Annotated in this window: 17 protein-coding genes and 1 tRNA gene; 12 read left to right on the top strand and 6 right to left on the bottom strand. The window is 68.0% G+C overall.

Features of this window, described 5'->3' with window-relative positions; translation table 11 throughout:
* Positions 1-205 precede the first annotated feature (205 nt).
* Positions 206-1,108, top strand: a complete 903-nt coding sequence (locus AAY78_RS19325) for a hypothetical protein (RefSeq protein WP_052748810.1) — start codon at positions 206-208, stop codon at positions 1,106-1,108.
* A 12-nt stretch (positions 1,109-1,120) separates the two neighbouring features.
* Complete coding sequence (locus AAY78_RS15680; protein ID WP_046749223.1) at positions 1,121-1,519, top strand: hypothetical protein; 399 nt, start codon at positions 1,121-1,123, stop codon at positions 1,517-1,519.
* A 214-nt stretch (positions 1,520-1,733) separates the two neighbouring features.
* Here the strand turns inward: AAY78_RS15680 and AAY78_RS15675 are convergent.
* Positions 1,734-1,806, bottom strand: a tRNA-Ala gene (locus tag AAY78_RS15675).
* 160 nt (positions 1,807-1,966) lie between these two features.
* Here AAY78_RS15675 and AAY78_RS15670 point away from each other — a divergent pair.
* On the top strand, positions 1,967-3,037 hold the full coding sequence (locus tag AAY78_RS15670; RefSeq protein WP_046749222.1) for an NAD(P)-binding domain-containing protein: 1,071 nt from the start codon (positions 1,967-1,969) through the stop codon (positions 3,035-3,037).
* Here the strand turns inward: AAY78_RS15670 and AAY78_RS15665 are convergent.
* A complete protein-coding gene (locus AAY78_RS15665) occupies positions 3,024-4,046 on the bottom strand; it encodes a DUF2804 domain-containing protein (RefSeq protein ID WP_046749416.1) in 1,023 nt (340 codons plus the stop codon). The genes AAY78_RS15670 and AAY78_RS15665 overlap by 14 nt on opposite strands.
* A gap of 125 nt (positions 4,047-4,171) precedes the next feature.
* Here AAY78_RS15665 and AAY78_RS15660 point away from each other — a divergent pair, with 125 nt between their 5' ends.
* The 4 genes from AAY78_RS15660 to AAY78_RS15645 are packed head-to-tail and all read left to right on the top strand — an operon-like array spanning position 4,172 to position 7,408.
* A complete protein-coding gene (locus tag AAY78_RS15660) occupies positions 4,172-4,963 on the top strand; it encodes a hypothetical protein (RefSeq protein ID WP_046749221.1) in 792 nt (263 codons plus the stop codon).
* On the top strand, positions 4,960-5,487 hold the full coding sequence (locus tag AAY78_RS15655) for a hypothetical protein (protein WP_046749220.1): 528 nt from the start codon (positions 4,960-4,962) through the stop codon (positions 5,485-5,487). The genes AAY78_RS15660 and AAY78_RS15655 overlap by 4 nt, the downstream gene beginning before the upstream one ends.
* Before the next feature lie 28 nt (positions 5,488-5,515).
* On the top strand, positions 5,516-6,172 hold the full coding sequence (locus AAY78_RS15650) for an SDR family oxidoreductase (protein WP_046749219.1): 657 nt from the start codon (positions 5,516-5,518) through the stop codon (positions 6,170-6,172).
* A 24-nt stretch (positions 6,173-6,196) separates the two neighbouring features.
* A complete protein-coding gene (locus AAY78_RS15645; protein ID WP_046749218.1) occupies positions 6,197-7,408 on the top strand; it encodes a glycoside hydrolase family 3 N-terminal domain-containing protein in 1,212 nt (403 codons plus the stop codon).
* A gap of 3 nt (positions 7,409-7,411) precedes the next feature.
* On the opposite strand, the gene AAY78_RS15640 is transcribed toward AAY78_RS15645, so the two are convergent.
* Genes AAY78_RS15640 through AAY78_RS15630 form a run of 3 tightly spaced genes read right to left on the bottom strand, consistent with a single transcriptional unit; the run spans position 7,412 to position 9,978 of the window.
* Complete coding sequence (locus AAY78_RS15640) at positions 7,412-8,275, bottom strand: hypothetical protein (RefSeq protein ID WP_046749217.1); 864 nt, start codon at positions 8,273-8,275, stop codon at positions 7,412-7,414.
* Between the two features lies 1 nt (position 8,276).
* Positions 8,277-9,302, bottom strand: coding sequence for an App1 family protein (locus AAY78_RS15635; protein WP_046749216.1), 1,026 nt, complete (start codon positions 9,300-9,302; stop codon positions 8,277-8,279).
* Between the two features lie 4 nt (positions 9,303-9,306).
* Positions 9,307-9,978: a DedA family protein gene (locus tag AAY78_RS15630; RefSeq protein WP_046749215.1), complete on the bottom strand. Its 672-nt coding sequence runs from the start codon at positions 9,976-9,978 to the stop codon at positions 9,307-9,309.
* A gap of 41 nt (positions 9,979-10,019) precedes the next feature.
* On the opposite strand from AAY78_RS15630, the gene AAY78_RS15625 reads away from it, so the two are divergent.
* From AAY78_RS15625 to holA, 5 genes are all read left to right on the top strand, one after another.
* Positions 10,020-11,345: an anthranilate synthase component I family protein gene (locus AAY78_RS15625; RefSeq protein ID WP_046749214.1), complete on the top strand. Its 1,326-nt coding sequence runs from the start codon at positions 10,020-10,022 to the stop codon at positions 11,343-11,345.
* Positions 11,346-11,379: 34 nt separating this feature from the next.
* On the top strand, positions 11,380-13,956 hold the full coding sequence (leuS, locus tag AAY78_RS15620) for a leucine--tRNA ligase (RefSeq protein ID WP_046749415.1): 2,577 nt from the start codon (positions 11,380-11,382) through the stop codon (positions 13,954-13,956).
* 95 nt (positions 13,957-14,051) lie between these two features.
* On the top strand, positions 14,052-14,684 hold the full coding sequence (locus tag AAY78_RS15615) for a ComEA family DNA-binding protein (protein WP_046749213.1): 633 nt from the start codon (positions 14,052-14,054) through the stop codon (positions 14,682-14,684).
* 26 nt (positions 14,685-14,710) lie between these two features.
* Positions 14,711-17,008 (top strand): ComEC/Rec2 family competence protein, encoded by a 2,298-nt coding sequence (locus AAY78_RS15610; protein ID WP_082108724.1) that lies wholly within the window; start codon positions 14,711-14,713, stop codon positions 17,006-17,008.
* A gap of 39 nt (positions 17,009-17,047) precedes the next feature.
* Positions 17,048-18,085 (top strand): DNA polymerase III subunit delta, encoded by a 1,038-nt coding sequence (holA, locus tag AAY78_RS15605; protein ID WP_046749211.1) that lies wholly within the window; start codon positions 17,048-17,050, stop codon positions 18,083-18,085.
* A gap of 80 nt (positions 18,086-18,165) precedes the next feature.
* Here holA and rpsT read toward each other — a convergent pair whose 3' ends face one another.
* Complete coding sequence (gene rpsT / locus AAY78_RS15600) at positions 18,166-18,426, bottom strand: 30S ribosomal protein S20 (RefSeq protein ID WP_017830351.1); 261 nt, start codon at positions 18,424-18,426, stop codon at positions 18,166-18,168.
* Positions 18,427-18,519 lie beyond the last annotated feature (93 nt).

Genomic DNA, 18,519 nt, shown 5'->3' with positions numbered 1-18,519 from the left:
GTGCGATGCTCCCGCGTGAGGGGCGGGGCGAGATGGAGCGTGCGCAGTCGCACCAGGTCCCAGAACTAGCGCTGTGCCCCGCAACCACACGGTCCGCCAACACGGACCGGAGCACCGAAGATTGCTATTGACGCTCCGAGAATGTGATGCGTAACGTGCTACTTACGATCCGAAGGGGCGGGCGACCAGAGGGGAAGCAAGACCAATGAAGGTCAAAAGTGCTATCGGAGCAATCGCTGCGGGGGCGGCGGTGCTGATTTCGGCTATGTGGATTGCCCCGGCGGCGATCGCAGCGGAGGAATCCGCGGTTGATGTGGTTGCGAAAATTGCCCCAGCTGATGTCGCAGCAACTATCGATACCCCGCTGCTCGCAGGCGGGCAGAGCACCGTAATGATCAATCGACTCAAGATCGAGGTGTCCGCGGCTGCCGCCGATGGTGTTTCGATCTCGACGGGTGATGGGTTGGCGACGATCGGGCTGCCCTTCGCCGACGAGGTCAGCGCTGCCTCTTCTACGGTTCCTGGAACTGTCACATATGACAACGGCAACTCGTCAAGCAGCGTCGTTCTCGTGCACGACACCGGCTCGGTGCAGATTGCGACCGTGATCGGTAGTGCAACCGCACCGACGCGCTATGACTACCCGATCGACCTTCCCGACGCTTCGCGTCTCGTCCTGCGAGACGGTGGCGCAGCCGTGATCGATGGCGTGACCGGCGAGGTCTTGGGGAGCTTTGCAGCGCCGTGGGCGAAGGACGCGGCCGGAAAAGACGTTCCCACGCGCTACGAGTTGAATGGCCAAACCCTTACGCAGGTCGTCGACCACGACAGCAGCTTCACCTATCCCGTGGTCGCTGATCCGACGTACACGACGCACGTGAGCTACCTCAGTAAAGCACAGGTCGTCAGTATGTATAACGGGCTCAAGGGCATCAGTAGCGCATGCAGCGTCGCGCCGATTCCGTGGCCGGCCAGTATCGCTTGCTTGGGGCTCGCTCCCGCAGCCCAGGTCGAGAAGGCGTATTGGAACAAGTGGCGCCTCAAGGTGACGTACTACAACTGCGGGTTCAACTACTGCAGCTACACGACGTACACGGCAGTACCGTAAGTCAGGAGGGAAATGATGCGTATCAAGACACCGGCCGCCAAGGTCGGGTACCTGCTCGTCTTCGTCGTCGGGATCACGCTCACCGCGGTTCCGCTCGCAGCCATCGGCTACGAACTCGGATTCGCGTGGGCGACCGTGGCTCTCGTGGCAGCCGTCGTCGTCGCAGCGCGCACCTTTAGGGGCGCCGGCGAATCCGATGCCCCGCGTCCGTGGTGGAAGATGACCAGCACGCGTGGCAGTGCGCTTCTGCTCAGTGCCTTCTTCTTGATCCAGGGAGTCGCCTCGTCATTGGGTGCCTTCGGCGTGCCCGATCGGACCTTGGCGCTGGTCGGCGGCGTGGCGGCGCTGGTGATAGCCGCGTTTTACCTGCACTCGGCCCTACGGGTTCAACAGCACGCGGTGACCTCGTGAGCGTCGGCTGAATCCAGCAGGGCGATGGGCAGGATTTGGGGATGTATCCCGGATTGACACTGAATGCCACTGGGCATCCGGGAGCGTCGGTCACGCGTGCGATGACCCATCCGTCATCACCGAGATGATCGAAATAACGTGAGCAAGTCGTGAGTGACCTCGAGAAGGTGCCACTCAGAAACGCAAAAACCCCTGGATAACCAGGGGTTTTTCGTGGACCTGAGGGGACTCGAACCCCTGACCCCCTGCATGCCATGCAGGTGCGCTACCAGCTGCGCCACAGGCCCAGACGCTGTTCCGGACCAGCCGGAGCAACTTGAAAAGAGTACTACACGAATCGACGGGAGCACCAATCGGTGGGGGCATCCCGGGCGCGTCACGACGGATGAGGGCGCGGATGAGAAGGCGCGGAGGAACAAGCACGCGGCGTCGCGTGTTGGATCCGGCGTGAGCATCCTCGACAGTCTGGTGATCGGCGCAGGACAGGCCGGTCTCTCGGCATCGTTCCACCTGTCCCGGTTGGGTATCTCGCACGTGGTCCTCGATGCGGACGAACGCCCGGGTGGCGCATGGCAGCATCGGTGGGACGCGTTGACGATGCGAGACGTGCACGGCGTTGCAGAGCTGCCGGGAGACACGCCTCCTGCCCGCGACGGTGCTCGCGCCAATGAGGCTGTGCCGGCGTACTTCGCGTCGTACGAGCGGAGGCACGCACTTCCCGTGCTGCGCCCCGTCCATGTGGATCGGGTGGAGGACCGCGACGGTCTCCTGGCCGTGCGAGCCGCGGAGGGGGAGTGGACGACCCGCACCATCGTGAATGCGACCGGTACCTGGTCCCATCCGTTCCTCCCGCATTTCCCCGGCATGGAGACGTTCGTCGGAGAACAGCTGCACACGGTCGACTATCCGGGACCGGAGCACTTCATCGGCAAGCGGGTGCTGGTCGTGGGCGGTGGCGCCTCAGCCGTGCAGTTCCTCGGCGCGCTGGCCCCGATCACCGAGACGCTGTGGGTCACCCGCCGCGAACCGGTCTGGCGCGACGACGACTTCACCCCGGAGGCGGGAGCCGCAGCGGTCGCGCTCGTCGAGCAGCGCGTCGCCGCAGGGCTTCCTCCGCAGAGCGTGGTCAGTGTCACGGGACTCATGCTCCGCCCGCAGGAGCGGGAAGCGGAGCGTCTGGGCGCCTACGCGGACCGGCGTCCGCTGTTCGAGCGCATCGAACCCGACGGTGTGCGCTGGTCCGACGGCAGCTTCGAGCGGGTCGACGTGATCCTGTGGGCGACCGGCTTCCGACCCGCGATCGGTCATCTGGCACCATTGCATCTGCGCAGCGCTGCCGGAGGCATCCAGCTCGACCGGAACGGACGCGGAACGACCGCCGTCCGCGATCCTCGCGTGCAGCTGGTCGGCTACGGGCCGTCTGCGAGCACGATCGGCGCGAATCGGGCCGGTCGCTCCGCGGCGAAGGGCGTGCAGCGCGCGCTGAAGTCCGCAGAATCGCGCGTCACCAGCGGTTGAGCACCTCTTCAGCGAACCCCTCGATGCCGTCCACGCGCACCCGTGTCGCGGTGTCGTCGAGCACCCAGCCCGACCAGACGCCGAACAACTGGTCCGTGGAGCTGGCGATCACCACGGCATTGGTGCGAGAGCGCTTGTCGTAGAACGGTGTGAAGGTGAGATCGGCCTTCACTCCGTGCACGTGCCACGGGCGCATGAAGTGTCCGGGGTCGTAGTCCCACACGAGTTCCTCGCTGATCTTCGACAGTCGCCCGTCGACGAGCAGCGCATTCTCGGTCGCCCCGGAACCGTCGGTCCACTTCGCGCCGAGTTGCAGTCCGATCACGCGTCCGTCGACGACCCCGCTCGCGGCCGCCCAGTTCCACTGCACCCGGTACGGCCAGCGTCCGCGACCGTGATCGAGCACCGCCCAGCTTCCCGTGGGTACGTCGTGCGCGATGCCGTCCACCGTCACCGTGCCGCTGGCCGGACGGGCGACGTCTTTCACCGTGTACTGGAACCGGGGAATGCCGTCACCCGTGCGCCACGGCACGACGACCCCCAGCGCCTCATGCCCGGCGGGACGACCGGCGAGCAGGTCGAACGAGACGCGAGGTGCACTCCCGCGCAGGCGGGTGCCGTCGAAGCTCTCATCGACGTCTATCGTGATCCGACGGGTGCGCGCCCTCGCGGGCCCATCGCCGATCGACGCAGGCAGCGTCGCACTTCGGCTCCCGGGTGAGATCACCGTGGCGCCGATGTCATGCCCGGTCGCGCGATCGAGCACCCACACCTCGTGGAGCGACATGTAGTCGACGCACGACACCGTGAACGCGATGATGTGGGACGGTGTCATCACGTTCCAGTACTCCCACCGCTTGTTGCGGCCCCAATGTCCGCGCCCGGGGATGCCGGAGGTGTCGTGGACAGGGGTGCGTGACCAGCCCACCGCATCCCGGTTCAGTTCCCCGTCCGGGGTGGTGAGAGACACAGGCGCGGTGATCTCGCGCTCGATCAGCGGTGTGGGCATCTTCGTCCTGCTGTCCGGAGGACACCTCGGGGCGGTGTCGTTGCCCCGAGTGTAGAGGAGGGTGTTCCGCACGAGGAACACCCTCCGGGTGGGGGAGGGAATCGGACCCTGGATACGCTGAGAGCATGCTCCGCATCGTGTTCCTCGTCGTCTGGCTGCTGCTCTCCGCCTGGCTCGTCGTGTGGGTCGGCGAGGGCCTGTTCGGAGTCGATCAACGACACTCGATCCTTCCCTTCGCCGGAGAGGACACCCTGGGCGCCCCGATCCTCATCGGCGTCGCCTGGGGGCTGCTGCTGACCTTCGGCGGCATGCTGTCCGGCCTCGGGCGTCGCAAGACGGTGCGCGGAGAGACGCAGATCGGTGTCGGCACGATCGTCGAGGTCAGCCGTACCGGTCTGACCGTCAACGATGTGCCGCAGTACGACCTGTTCATCCGCGTGACCCCGAACAGCGGGGAAGAGTTCGTCGCCCAGATGCGGATGCTGGTCGACGCCTCAGACATGTCCGCCCTGCAGGTCGGACTTCCCGTGCCGGTGCGATACAGCCTCATCGACCAGGACACCGTGGTGCTCGCAGACCTCACCGATCCCGCGGTGCGTGACGCCATGCTCCAGTGGAGGATCGAACGGGGGCTGATCGACCCGTCACAGGTGCGCGCACGCACGAGCGGGACCGCGGTGACGGCCTCCGTGCTCGAGGTCCGTCCGACGGGGCGACGTCGCGAAGGGCAGAGCGAGCTCGCGCTCCGTGTGCTGATGGCACCGGAAGGCGTGACGACCTGGGAGGCGGACACCACCGTGTTCGTGTATCCGCAGGCCATCCCGCATCTGCAGGTCGGCGCTCCGGTCTGGGCGTACTACCGGAGGGAGGACCCGCATACGGTCGCGGTGACGATCGAGAAGGAGGCGGGACGATGAACCCGATGGACACCCTCATCTGGCTCGTGAACTTCCCGGCGTCGCACGGATACGCGATGGTGTTCATCGCCGGTTTCTCCATCCTCGGCCTGTTCGCGCTCTCCGCCGGCGGAACCGCGCCGGGTGGTGAGTTGCGGGCGATCCGCCGGAGGGAAGGGCTGCTGAGCCCCGATCAGCGTCCGCGCGGGCGGGCCGGGGCTGCGATCGTGCGCATCGGGGCGCGGATCCTGGCTTTCGTCATGCTCGCCTGCTTGGTGATCGGCATCCTCAGCCTCATCGGAGTTCCGGTGACCCGCGCGTACATCTACGACAACGGACGGCCGACGGCGGCGACCCTCGACGGCGAATGGGTGACGTTCACGACAGCCGAGGGCGTCGAGTACACGCTGGAGAGCAATTTCTTCACCCCGGCCGTGTACCCGGACCGCGACGCCTACATCCCCGGTGGCCAGCTGATCGTGGTGCGTTACCTCCCCGACCATCCGCAGGCATTCGTCATCGACAGCGACCAGACCCCGCGCTGAGGTCGGAGAGGGCGCGTAGGGTGAAGGTATGTCGCGAATCATCGTCTTCGGCGGCCACGGCCGCATCGCCCTGCTGCTCGCGCCGCTCCTCGCCGCACGGGGAGACGAGGTCACGGGGGTGATCCGGAACCCGGAGCATTCCTCCGAGGTCGAAGCCGGTGGGGCGAGAGCCCTGGTCGCCGACGTCGAGAGCATGGACGTCGACGCGCTCGCCGAGATCATCCGCGGGCACGATGCCGTCGTCTGGTCGGCCGGCGCGGGTGGGGGTTCACCCGAGCGCACCTATGCCGTCGACCGTGACGCTGCGCAGCGCTCCATGGACGCGGCGGAGCGCGCAGGTGTCCGGCGGTACGTGATGGTGTCGTGGCTCGGCTCCACCGCCGACCACGGTGTCCCGCGGGACGACTCGTTCTTCCCCTACGCCGATGCCAAGTGGGCTGCCGACGAGCACCTGCGCGGTACCGGCCTCGAAGGCACGATCCTCGCTCCGGGGACTCTCACGTTCGACGATCCGACCGGACGCATCCAGATCGATCCCGAGGGGCGGGGAGCCGTTTCCCGTGCCGACGTCGCAGCTGTGATCGCGGCATCCCTGCAGGAACCGTGCACGGTCGGTCGGACGATCCGCTTCGGCAACGGCGACGCCGACTCGGCAGACCCCATCGCCGATGCGCTGTCCTGCTGACGCCTCTGCATCACCGCGACGAGCATGACGTCTCGGGTCCGCAGGTACGGGGTGGGTGCCCTGGCGCTCGCCGCGATGGCGGGGCTGTGCGCAGCGACGCCGGCCACAGCCTCCTCCACCTTCACGGACACGCCAATACGCGCGGCAGCGGCCGAGACTTCGTCTGGCCTCTCCTCCGAGGAGTTCGTGGAACGCGCTGAAGAGCGGGTGGCGGAGATGTCGGTCGCGGAGCAGGCATCGACGGTGGTCATGGGGCACGTCGCGGGAACCGATCCGGCGGCCCTGCATGCCTACATGGCATCGGGGCTGGGCGGATTCATCCTCATGGGCGCCAACATCCCCGCGACGGAAGCGGAGCTGCAGGCTCTCACGGCCGCGCTCACCGTCGATCCCGCCCTTCCGCCGCTCATCGCCGTGGACCAGGAAGGCGGCTTCGTGTCCCGACTGCACGGCGACGGCTTCCCCGCTTCGACCTCGCTGAAGGGGCTCCCGGTCGCGGAGACGTCGGCGGCGTTCTCCGCACGGGGCGCCCTGGTGGCACGCGCCGGGATCACGGTGAACTTCGGCACGGTGGCGGACTACGCGTCCGATCCCGCTTCGTTCATCCACGGCCGGGCACTCGGAATCGACTCCGCGTCCGCCGCCGAGCGCGTCGCGGCGGCGACCACCGCGCAGGAGCAGTTCGTCGCCTCGACGCTGAAGCACTTCCCCGGCCACGGCGCCGCGCCCGGCGACTCGCACCGGGCGATCGCGAGTTCCACGATGGGTCGGGAGGAATGGCGTGCCACGGAAGCCGTGCCTTTCGAGGCGGGCATCGACGCCGGGGCCTCTCTGCTCATGTACGGTCACCTCGCCTACACCGAGATCGACCCGCTTCCCGCATCGCTCTCGCCGGTCTGGCACGCCATCGCCAGAGAAGAGCTCGGCTTCACGGGGGTGGCGGTGACAGATGACCTGGGGATGCTGTTGTCGTCGGGAGACCCCGCCTATGCCGATCCGGTCGCGAACGGCGTGGCGGCGATCGCCGCAGGGAACGACCTGGTGCTGATGATCGCAGGTTCCGACGCGCAGACTGCCGGGGCGATGGCGGCAGGCATCGGGGCGGCGGTCGATGCGGGCGCGCTTCCGGCCGAGAGGCTCGAAGAAGCAGCGACGCGGGTGGTGGCGCTGCGCATGCAGATGGCTGCCGCGACGGCTCGATGGGCGACCTGCGACGACTGCGAGCCCGTCGGCTGACGCTCAGGCCGCCTCGCGGGCTCCCTCGCCGAGCCAGGCATCCAGCAGGGCCGACCGGAGTGCCGCACCACGGTCTGCGAATCCTCGCTGCCGGCGGACGTACTCGGCCTTGCCCTCCGGTGTCTCGATGGGCACGGGCACGATGCCCCAGGGCGAGAGGTCGTAGGGCGCGGCCTCCATGTCGAGGAGGCGGATGTCTCGGGCCAGCTCGAACGAATCGAGGAGCAGCTCACCCGGGATGAGGGGTCCCAGCTTGGTGGCCCACTTGTACAGATCCATGCCGGCGTGCAGGCAGCCCGGTTGCTCGAACAGCGGCTGCTCGTCCCTGCTCAACGAGGTGCGGTTGCGGGGCACGGCCTCGGGAGTGAAGAAGCGGAAGGCGTCGAAGTGGGTGCAGCGAAGGTCGTGGTTCTCGACCACAGCGTCGGTTCCATCCCGCCCGAGGCGCAACGGAACCGAGTGACGGGTCTCGTCCGCGCGGTACACCATGGCCCACTCGTGCAGTCCGAAGCACCCGAACTGTCCGGGACGCGACGCCGTGCGGCGGAGCATCCTCTCGATGAGCGATGCCAGCTCTGCCTTCTCCGTGCCGAAAGCCGCCGCATCGGGAACTGCGCTGTCCGCGCTGCTGCCTGTCGTGTACCACCGCCACTCGACTCGCTCGACGGCCTCCGCGAGCTCGACACCGGCACCGGGGTGCCAGCGACGCAGCTGAGACGGCTTGTACGAGTAGTAGGTGAAGAGGAAGTCCCACACCGGGTGCTTCTCGGCCCTGGTCGCCCTGTCACGGTGCGCGGCGGTGAGCTCGTCGGCACGTTCACGGTGCTTCTCTTCGCGGAGGAGCCACTCCTGGCGAGCGATGGGCATGTCAGTGCAGGATGCCGGCTTCGCCCAGCAGGTCGCGAAGGCCCGCGCCGTCCTCGGCGCTGACCCAGGGGGCGGTGTCCTCGGAGTGCGGCTCGTGTCCGGCGCGCCCACCGGCGAGCACGGCCTCGGCAGGAAGCAGGCGACGGATGGCGACACCGGCGACGGAATCGGGGTACTCGTCCATGAACTGACTGTAGATGGCCTCGTCGTGCTGCCCGTCGTCGCCGATCAGGAGCCACTTCACGTGTGGGAACTCGGTCGCCAGTCTCCGCAGGTTGGTCAGCTTGTGTTCGCGGCCGCTGCGGAACCAGCGTTCATGCGTCGGTCCCCAGTCGGTCAGGAGCATGGAGCCGGCGGGGAAGAGATGGCGACCGAGGAAGCGCCACAGCGTGGGGGCGACGTTCCAGGCGCCGGTGGAGAGATACACCATGGGGGCGCCGGGGTGCTGTCGCAGCAACTGGTCGAGGAGCACGGCCATCCCGGGTACGGGGAGTCGGGCGTGCTCGTCGAGTACGAAGGAGTTCCAGAACGCGATGAACGGACGAGGCAGCGCCGTCACCATCACGGTGTCGTCGACATCGGAGACCACACCGAACGTGGTCTCCTCGGCGACGATGAACGCTCTCGCCTCCACGGGGGCTTGCCCCTCGACGGAGAAGGTGAAGGTCTGCCAGCCGGGTTCGAGGTCGACGCGGATCATGGCATCCACCACGCCACCGCGGTCGGCCGCCACCTGATGCGTGGTGTCACCGAAATGCACGCTGACGGATGCGAAGCCCACGGGGATACCGACGAAGCTGCGCCACCCGCGTACACTCGCCGGCTCGCCGTGACGTGTGCGGCGCTGCAGGGGCACGATCAGCACACGTCCGACCACGCGCACCCACCCTGGGCCGCCGTAGCCGGGGAAGGGCAGGATCGTCGCGACACGACCACGACGGCGCGCACGACCTTCACGCCAGACGTGGAGGCGGTGTTCGAGTCGGGCGAACCAGTGGATCCGGGGGGCTGGGGGAGCCGATGCCATTGACTCAGTCTTTCACGTCGGCGTCGGCCTCCGCTTCGGGCCCCTCCAGGTGGCGGGCCTCGAGGCGCTGCAGCAGCTTCTTTCCGAGGAACGCCAGGAGCAGGAACAGTGCGATGACGCCGACGAAGATGTAGCCCGCGAAGTGCACGCGATCGACGAGCTCGCGGAAGCTGCCGGCGGCGAGCGATGTGACGCTCACGTATGCGGTTGCCCAGAGCGCGCAGGCGGGAGCCGTCCACGCCAGGAACCTGCGGTACGGGTACTCGCTCATGCCGACGGTCAGGGGGACGAGCGAGTGCAGCACGGGGAGGAACCGGGAGAGGAAGATCGCGATGCCCCCTCGGCGCTCGAGGTAGTTCTCGGCGCGCACCCAGTTGTGCTCGCCGATCTTGCGTCCCAACCAGGACACGCGGATTCGTGGTCCGAGCCAGCGGCCCAGCCAGAAGCCGATGCTCTCGCCGATGAGGGCGCCGATCACGACGGCGACGCCCATCGCGATGCCCTCCAGGGGAGTGGCGACACCCATCGAGGCGATGATCACGATCGTGTCACCGGGGACGATGAGACCGATCAGGATGCTCGTCTCCAGCATCACGGCGAGCCCGGCGATGAGCGTGCGTGCGACCGGGTCGATCGACTGCACGGTGTCGAGGAGCCAGATCAGGAGGTCGTCCACCCCACGAGAATACGGGAGCCGCCCGGTCCTAGGCTGGCAAGGTGCCTGTACTGCTGAGCGCCAGACCCCTTCCCGAGTGGACGGAGCCGTCGTCGGTGTTCCCGATGCTCGAAACGGGGAACGCCGATGTCTTCTGGCTCGACGCCGGCGCGGATGCGACGACGGGATGGAGCTTCATCGGCACAGGGGAGCGTTCGACGCTTCCGCGCGACGTCCGCCTCGACGTTGCAGCCCCGCCGCCGGGGCAGCCGCCGTTCACCGGGGGCTGGGTGGGCTGGCTCGACTACGAGAGCGGCGCCGCGGCTGCGGGGGCATCCGTGTCCCCTACGGGCGACGAGACAGATGGGGCATGGCTGAGCGCCGAGCGACTCATCGCCTTCGACCATTCGCACCGACGGGTCTGGGCGCTCAGCGCTGAGAGCGAACTGGAGAGCTGGGAAGCGGCGGTCACCGCGTACACGAGGGAGAGCCAGAACCAGGATCGGTTCCGCACGGCGACCGGGCCCCTGACGCGCGTCGCCGAAGCACGGCACGACCCGCGCGAGTACACCGCACTCATCGAACGTTGCCGAGAGCTCATCCGCGAGGGCATCGCGTACCAGCTGTGCTTGACCACCCGCTTCACTGTGTCCGGCACGCATGATGCCGTCGAGGTCTACCACCGCCTCCGCACCTCGACCCCCGCGCACCACGGGGGCTTCGTGCGGATCGGCGGACGCACCCTCTTGAGTGCGAGCCCGGAGCAGTTCCTCCACGCAGCGGGCGGCATCGTCCGCACCAGACCCATCAAGGGCACCAGACCCCGAGGCGCCGAGCCCGTCGCAGACGCCGCGCTCGCCGCAGAACTGGCCGCAGATCCCAAGGAACGTGCCGAGAACGTGATGATCGTCGACCTGATGCGCAATGACCTCTCGCAGGTGTGCGCGGCGGGGAGCATCCGTGTCGAGGGACTCTGGGTGGTGGAGAGCTATCCCGCCGTGCATCAGCTGGTGAGTACGGTCAGCGGCGTCGCGGTCGAGGGGACGACAGTCGGGGATCTGCTCCGTGCGGCCTTCCCCGCGGGGAGCATGACCGGTGCCCCGAAGCTCTCCGCGATGACTCGCCTCCACGAGCTGGAGGGCGGGCCACGCGGCGTGTACGCCGGGTGCTTCGGATACGTCGGCGTCGACGGCGCCCTCGACCTGGCGATGGTGATCCGCAGCATCCTGATCGATGAGGAGCAGGCCGTCGTCGGTGCCGGCGGAGGAATCACCTGGGGGTCCGTCGCCACATCCGAGGTGGCCGAGGTCGCGACCAAGGCTCGGGCGCCGCTCGCCGCACTCGGCGCCGGAATGCCTGCCCTCTGGCGTTCCGATATCCTGAACTGATCCCGCTTTTTCCACCAGATTGGTCGTGCGTTCGTTGTCTGAGAACCTGTCCACCGCTCCTGCCGACGACGAGACCCCGTCGGCGCACGCCATCCAGAACAAGTGGCAGAAGTACTGGGCGGACAACGGCACGTTCCTCACGGGTGGCGATGACGACACCCGGCCGCGTCGGTACGTGCTCGCGATGTTCCCGTATCCCTCCGGTGATCTGCACATGGGACACGCGGAGAACTACCTCTACTCCGACATCGTGGCTCGGTTCTGGCGTCACCGCGGACACAACGTGCTGAACCCGATCGGCTGGGACTCCTTCGGTCTGCCGGCGGAGAACGCGGCGATCCGTCAGGGTGCCGATCCGCGTGAGTGGACCTACCAGAACATCGCGCAGCAGAAGGTCGGATTCGAGCAGTACGGCGTCTCTTTCGACTGGAGCCGTGTCCTGCACACGTCCGACCCCGAGTACTACCGCTGGAACCAGTGGCTGTTCCTGAAGCTGTACGAGCGCGGCCTGGCGTATCGCAAGAAGAGCCCCGTCAACTGGTGCCCGAACGATCAGACGGTGCTCGCGAACGAGCAGGTCGTCGACGGGCGCTGCGAGCGCTGCGGCTACGAGGTCGTCAAGAAGAAGCTGACGCAGTGGTACTTCCGGATCACGGATTACGCGGATCGACTGCTGGACGACCTGAACCAGCTCGAGGGCTTCTGGCCGCACAAGGTGCTGCAGATGCAGCGCAACTGGATCGGTCGCTCGGTGGGAGCCGATGTCGACTTCCTCATCGAGGGGCGCGAGGAGCCGGTCACGGTGTTCTCGACGCGACCCGACACCCTGCACGGTGCCACGTTCTTCGTGGTCGCTCCGGATTCCGACCTGGCGGCGGAGCTCGCGGCCGGCGCGCCTGACGAGGTGCGTGAGCGTTTCCAGACGTATCTGGAGCAGGTGCAGAAGGAGACCGACATCGATCGGCAGTCCACGGACCGTCCGAAGACGGGTGTCTTCCTGGAGCGCTACGCGATCAACCCCGTCAACGGCGAGAAGTTGCCGGTGTGGGCGGCGGACTACGTGCTGGCCGACTACGGCCATGGCGCGGTCATGGCCGTGCCGGCGCACGACCAGCGCGACCTCGATTTCGCCCGAGCCTTCGACCTGCCGGTCAAGGTGGTCGTCGACACCACGGCTCCTGTCACGGGTGCGATGCCCGTGATCGAGGTCGATGACGAGGGCGTGCCGATCGACACCGGTGCAGCACTCGAGGAGCAGAGTCCGGCCACCACCGGCATCGCGCTCACGGGTGAGGGTCGGATGATCAACTCCGGTGCGCTGAACGGGCTCTCCAAGCGCAATGCGATCGCGCGTGCGATCGAGCAACTGGAGGCTTCCGGTACCGGTCGTGCCGCGAAGAACTACCGTCTGCGTGATTGGCTCATCTCCCGTCAGCGTTTCTGGGGTACCCCGATCCCGATGCTGCACGGCGAGGACGGCACGATCATCCCGGTTCCCGAGGACAAGCTCCCCGTGAAGCTGCCGAGTGTCGAAGGGCTGGACCTGAAGCCCAAGGGCACCTCGCCGCTGGGTGGTGCGGAGAACTGGGTGCGCACGACCGATCCCGAGACCGGCGACCCCGTGCTGCGCGACCCCGACACGATGGACACGTTCGTCGACAGCTCGTGGTACTTCCTGCGTTTCCTGTCGCCGAACAGCGAGACCGTCGCGTTCGACCCGGCTCAGGCGGCTCGTTGGGCGCCGGTCGACTCGTACATCGGCGGCGTGGAGCACGCGATCCTGCACCTGCTGTACGCGCGCTTCATCACGAAGGTCCTGTTCGACATGGGCCTGATCGACTTCACCGAGCCGTTCTCGAATCTCATCAACCAGGGCATGGTCCTGCTCGACGGACAGAAGATGTCCAAGAGCAAGGGCAACCTGGTGCTGTTCCAGGAAGAGCTCGACGCGCACGGTGCCGACGCGCTGCGTGTCGGCCTCGCTTTCGCCGGTCCTGTGGAGGACGACAAGGACTGGGCGGACGTCTCGACGACCGGTGCCCAGAAGTTCCTGGCACGTGCGATGCGCATCGCGGGGGAGGTGTCGAGCCCGGTCGATGTGGTCTTCGACGGTGGTGACGCCGCTCTCCGCCGCGCGACGCACAAGCTCCTCTCCGAGGCGCCGGCGCTCGTCGAGCAGACGAAGTTCAACGTGCTGGTCGCGCGCCTGATGGAGCTGGTGAACGTCACGCGCAAGACGATCGACAGCGCCGCTGGTGCCGGCGACCCCGCCGTGCGCGAGGCCGCGGAGACGATCGCCGTGATGCTCGACCTCATCGCCCCGCACACCGCGGAGGAGATGTGGGAGATCCTCGGCCATGAGCCTTCCGTCGGGCTGGTGACCTGGCGCTCCGCCGATCCCGCACTGCTGATCGAGGACACCATCACCGCCGTCGTGCAGGTGGGCGGCAAGGTGCGTGCGCAGCTCGAGGTGTCCGCTCGGATCGGCGAGTCGGATCTCGAGGCCTTGGCCCGGGCCGATGAGCGTGTGATCCGATCGATCGGTGACCGCGAGATCGTCAAGGTCGTCGTGCGTGCTCCCAAGATCGTGAGCTTCGTCGTCAAGGGCTGATCGTCTCTTCTCCACGGAGGATGGTCCGATCAGGTTGTCCACTGTAGGCGTCTACTGCGCACCACCGGGGGATCGTTGTCTCCTAGCGTGGCCGGATGGCTTCTCCCCAGGCACCTCTTCCGCACCGGCGCCGTCTGCGCCTGAGCGTGGGAGCGGCGGTGGTGCTGGCACTCGTCGTGCTGTCGGCTGCCGTCGGGGTCGGCATTCTGCGTGGTCAGTCTGCGCCTGTCGAAACCGTGTCACTCACGGACACCGGCACGGACACCGGCGCCGGAGCAGGTGCGAGCCCGGGGCTCTCGTCGACCGGTGAGCTGTACGTGCACGTGCTCGGCTCTGTCGAGAGGCCGGGGCTCTACGTGCTCGATCTCGACGCGCGAGTCGTCGATGCGGTGGCCGCTGCCGGCGGAACGACCACCGATGCGGACCTGAGCGCCGTAAACCTCGCACGGGTGGTCGAAGACGGGGAGCAGATCGTCGTGCCGGCGACAGGCGCGATGACGGATGCACCCGACGGGGCGGCAGCGCCACCGGGCGACGCGCGGATAGATCTCAACACGGCGGATCAGGCAGCACTCGAGACGCTTCCGCGTATCGGACCCGCGCTGGCGGAGCGGATCGTCGCCTGGCGAGAGGAGAACGGTCGCTTCGCCTCCATCGACGACCTTCTGGCCGTGCCCGGCATCGGCGAGAAGCTCCTCGAGGGACTGCGCGACGGGGTCAGGGTGTGAGAGCGCGCGATCTGCGCTTACTCCCTGTGGCGGCAGCCGTATGGGGTGCCGCGCTGCTGTGCGTGCTGTTGCCTGAACTCGCGTGGGTGTGTGCCGGCACGTGTACGGCAGCCGCGGCAGGTGTGCTGGTGTTCAGCCGCTCCGGGCTGCGAGCCAAGAACACTCAGCGCGCCGAGGCCGGTGTCACGATCGTCGTGCTGTCGGCGATGGCGGGTGCGGCCGTGTCCGTCGGGTTCGCTCTTCCCGCGCGGGATGAGGCCCGCGCATGGGCCGGGCGCGTCATCGAGTCGTCGGCAGAGGTCACCTCCTCGGCATCGCTCGGACGGGACGGGCGGCTGTGGTTCGAGGCGGCGGCTACGACACTCGGGCCGCCTGGCCGGGCAGCCCCTTCCACGGTCCCGGTCCGCGTCGGAGTGGACCCCGCCGACGGGTTCGATCTTGGTGCGCGGATACGGGTGGTGGGCGAGTCATCGATCACGGAGGCCGGGGAGCGCTCGGCTCTCGTGATCTTCGCGAGCGAGGCCGAGATCGTCGACCCCGCATCCGGTGTGTTCGCCGCGGCAGCCGCGATCAAGAGCACGTTCGTCGAGAGGGCGCTACGCCTGCCGGAGCCCGGAGCAGGCCTCCTGCCCGGCCTTGCGGTGGGCGACACCCGCGCGGTGACGACGGCCTTGAACGACGACATGCGCGCGAGTGGGCTCAGCCACCTCACCGCCGTCAGCGGTGCGAACTGCGCGATCGTCGTCGGCGCGATCTTCTGGCTCACGGCCCTCTGCGGGGGCGGCCGTTGGCTGCGCGTCCTGCTGTCGCTCGCGGGCCTGGCGGGTTTCGTCGTGCTGGTGACTCCGGAGCCGAGCGTCGTCCGGGCTGGGGTGATGGCAGCGGCGGGGATGCTGACCATCCTGTGCGGGAGGTCGAGCGCCGGGGCGGGAGTGCTCTCTCTGTGCGCAACGGGGATACTCGTCGCGGATCCGTGGCTGGCGGCGACGCCAGGATTCGCGCTGTCGGTCGTCGCCTCGGGGGCGTTGATCCTGCTCGCCCCGTCTCTCGCCCACGGGTTGAGACGAGCCGTGCCAGGACCCGTCGCGTTGGCTCTGGCGGTCCCGCTCGCCGCGCAGCTCGCGTGCGGCCCCATCATCGCGCTGTTCGCTGAGCAGCAGTCCCTGGTCGGAGTCGCTGCGAATCTGATAGCCGCGCCCGCGGCGCCGGTCGCGACGGTGATCGGACTCGTCGCGTGCCTGGCCGCACCGCTGCCCATGCTCGCCGATCTCCTTGCGGCCTCGGCGTGGCTCCCCGCTGCCTGGATCGCGACGACCGCCACCACCACGGCGGAGCTTCCGAGCGCGCAGGTCGCCGCGCCGGCGGGCCTCGGCAGTGCGCTCCTGGTGGCTCTGCTGAGCGCGGCCATCGCCGCAGTCCTCATACGCGCTCCGAGCTCGACGGAGGCGACTCCAGCCGGGCGGATCTCTCGCTGGTTGAGGCGGGTTGCGGCGCTGGTGCTCGTGGTGGTGCTCTCGCTCGCCGGATCACGTGTACTCCTCGATGGACCGCTGGCGACCGCGGCGGCCCCGGATGGCTGGGCGATCGCGGTGTGCGACGTCGGGCAGGGCGACGCGGTGCTCGTGCGCTCGGCAGGCCGGGTGGCGCTGATCGACACGGGGCCCGATCCGGATCTGCTGTCCACCTGTCTGCGGTCGCTCGGCATCGAGCACATCGATCTTCTGGTGCTCACGCACTTCGACCTCGATCACGTCGGCGGGACCGCAGCTGTGCAGGCGCGGGTGTCGACGGTCCTTCACGGTCCGATGACTGATCCGCCCGATCGACGCCTCATCGACGACCTCGCCGATGAGGGAGCCGAGGTCGAGCAGGCATCGGCGGGACGGCGCGGCATGCTCGGCGATGCCGCCTGGCGCGTGCTCTGGCCGCCACGCCGGTCACCGGCGTTCCCCTCCGGCAACGACGCGAGCGTCGTGCTGGAATTCGCCGGGGGAGGTGTGCCGCGCTCCCTCTACCTCGGCGATCTCTCCGCCGCACCACAGCGCATGCTGCAGAGGACAGGAGGACTCGCTCCGTACGCGGTCGTGAAGGTGGCTCACCACGGCAGCGCGGATCAGGATCCAGAGCTGTATGGGCGGATCCGGCCGCGCGTGGCGTTGTTCAGCGTCGGAGCGGACAACGACTACGGGCACCCCCGCGCCGAGACGATCGATGCTCTGACCGACGCCGGTGCACGCGTGCTCCGTACCGACGTGCACGGGCGCATCCTGCTCGCACTCGATGACGGGGAGTTGCAGATCTGGACCGAGAAGACGCCACCGTGACGGCGGAGCCATGTCGGCGACCGCCGGTAGGCTGGTTCCATGGCAGCTTCGCGTACCCCTTCCCGCGGCGGCGCGAAGCCCACCAAGATCCCCCAGGTCTCCTGGCGCGAGCCGCGCCCGGCCCCGGTCGTGCTGGTCTCCGGTCCGGAAGAGGTCTGCGCCGAGCGGGCCATCGCCGGTGTGCGCGACTACCTCCGCGCCGAAGACCCTGCGCTCGAAGTCAGTGACGTACGCGCCGACGACTACGCGCCAGGGACGCTCCTGTCGCTCACGTCGCCGTCCCTGTTCGGAGAACCGCGTCTGGTGCGCGTCTCCGGCGTGGAGAAGTGCTCGGATGCGTTCATCCAGGAGGCGGTGTCGTACCTCGACCACCCGCAGGAGGGGGCGACGGTCATTCTCCGGCACACCGGAGCCAGCGTGCGGGGCAAGAAGCTCCTCGACGCTCTTCGCGGTGGTTCCGGTGGCGGCATCGAGATCGCCTGCCCGGCGATCAAGCGCGACGGCGATCGGGTCGATTTCGCAGCCGGTGAGTTCCGCGCGGCGAAGAAGCGCATCGCTCCTCCGGCCTTGCGCGCCCTGGTTTCGGCGTTCGCCGACGACCTCACAGAGCTGGCCGCAGCCTGCCAGCAGCTCATCGGCGATGTCGACGGCGACATCACCGAGGAGGTCGTCACCAAGTACTACGGCGGACGAGTCGAGGTCTCGGCGTTCGTCGTGGCCGACACCGCGATCGCCGGCCGCTACGGCGAGGCGCTCATGGCCCTCCGCCACGCACTTTCCTCGGGGGCCGACCCGGTCCCGATGGTCGCAGCCTTCGCGATGAAGCTGCGCACCATGGCCCGCGTGGCCGGCAACCGCGAGCCGAGCCGTCAACTCGCGCAGCGCCTGGGGATGAAGGATTGGCAGGTCGACCGTGCCCGTCGCGATCTGGCGGGCTGGAACGAGCGCTCGCTCGGGATGGCGATCCAGGCCACGGCCAGAGCCGACGGCGAGGTGAAGGGTGCCGCGCGCGATCCGATCTTTGCCTTGGAGCGCATGGTGACGGTCATCGCCACACGACAGCCTTTCGGCGAATAGTCCATCGCCGGGTGCGCTCACCCCGAACACGAAGAAGGCCCGCCCCGATATCGGGACGGGCCTTTCTCAGAAGCGTCGGTTCAGAGGGAAGCGACCTGCTTGGCGAGAGCCGACTTGCGGTTCGACGCCTGGTTCTTGTGCAGGACACCCTTGCTGACGGCCTTGTCGAGCTTGACGGCGGCCTTCTTCAGGGCGGCCTCTGCGGCTGCCTTGTCGCCGGCGGAGACGGCCGTACGAGTGGTACGGATGACCGTCTTGAGCTCGCTCTTCACGGCCTTGTTGCGCTCGCGAGCCTTCTCGTTGGTCTTGTTGCGCTTGATCTGCGACTTGATGTTTGCCACGTGTGGACGCTTTCTGTACAGGAGTGTTCGGAATGCCGGCAGCAGAAGAGGGCTGCTGCACAGCGGTCGTGAGGGAAGAACCCACACGCAAGC

Source organism: Microbacterium sp. Ag1 (genome assembly GCF_001005635.1).
GTDB classification, from domain to species: Bacteria; Actinomycetota; Actinomycetes; order Actinomycetales; family Microbacteriaceae; genus Microbacterium; species Microbacterium oxydans.
The sequence above is the reverse complement of the archived record's forward strand: the minus strand, read 5'-3'. Positions and strand labels throughout refer to the sequence as shown.

What these genes read in the sequence shown, in the direction of transcription:
- AAY78_RS15680 (WP_046749223.1), top strand. Translation starts at nt 1,121, where the DNA reads ATGATGCGTATCAAGACACCGGCCGCCAAGGTCGGGTACCTGCTCGTC.
- AAY78_RS15665 (WP_046749416.1), bottom strand. Translation starts at nt 4,046, where the DNA reads ATGCCCACACCGCTGATCGAGCGCGAGATCACCGCGCCTGTGTCTCTC.
- holA (WP_046749211.1), top strand. Translation starts at nt 17,048, where the DNA reads ATGGCAGCTTCGCGTACCCCTTCCCGCGGCGGCGCGAAGCCCACCAAG.
- AAY78_RS15645 (WP_046749218.1), top strand. Translation starts at nt 6,197, where the DNA reads ATGACGTCTCGGGTCCGCAGGTACGGGGTGGGTGCCCTGGCGCTCGCC.
- AAY78_RS15635 (WP_046749216.1), bottom strand. Translation starts at nt 9,302, where the DNA reads ATGGCATCGGCTCCCCCAGCCCCCCGGATCCACTGGTTCGCCCGACTC.
- AAY78_RS15615 (WP_046749213.1), top strand. Translation starts at nt 14,052, where the DNA reads ATGGCTTCTCCCCAGGCACCTCTTCCGCACCGGCGCCGTCTGCGCCTG.
- AAY78_RS15640 (WP_046749217.1), bottom strand. Translation starts at nt 8,275, where the DNA reads ATGCCCATCGCTCGCCAGGAGTGGCTCCTCCGCGAAGAGAAGCACCGT.
- AAY78_RS15660 (WP_046749221.1), top strand. Translation starts at nt 4,172, where the DNA reads ATGCTCCGCATCGTGTTCCTCGTCGTCTGGCTGCTGCTCTCCGCCTGG.
- AAY78_RS19325 (WP_052748810.1), top strand. Translation starts at nt 206, where the DNA reads ATGAAGGTCAAAAGTGCTATCGGAGCAATCGCTGCGGGGGCGGCGGTG.
- AAY78_RS15655 (WP_046749220.1), top strand. Translation starts at nt 4,960, where the DNA reads ATGAACCCGATGGACACCCTCATCTGGCTCGTGAACTTCCCGGCGTCG.
- AAY78_RS15650 (WP_046749219.1), top strand. Translation starts at nt 5,516, where the DNA reads ATGTCGCGAATCATCGTCTTCGGCGGCCACGGCCGCATCGCCCTGCTG.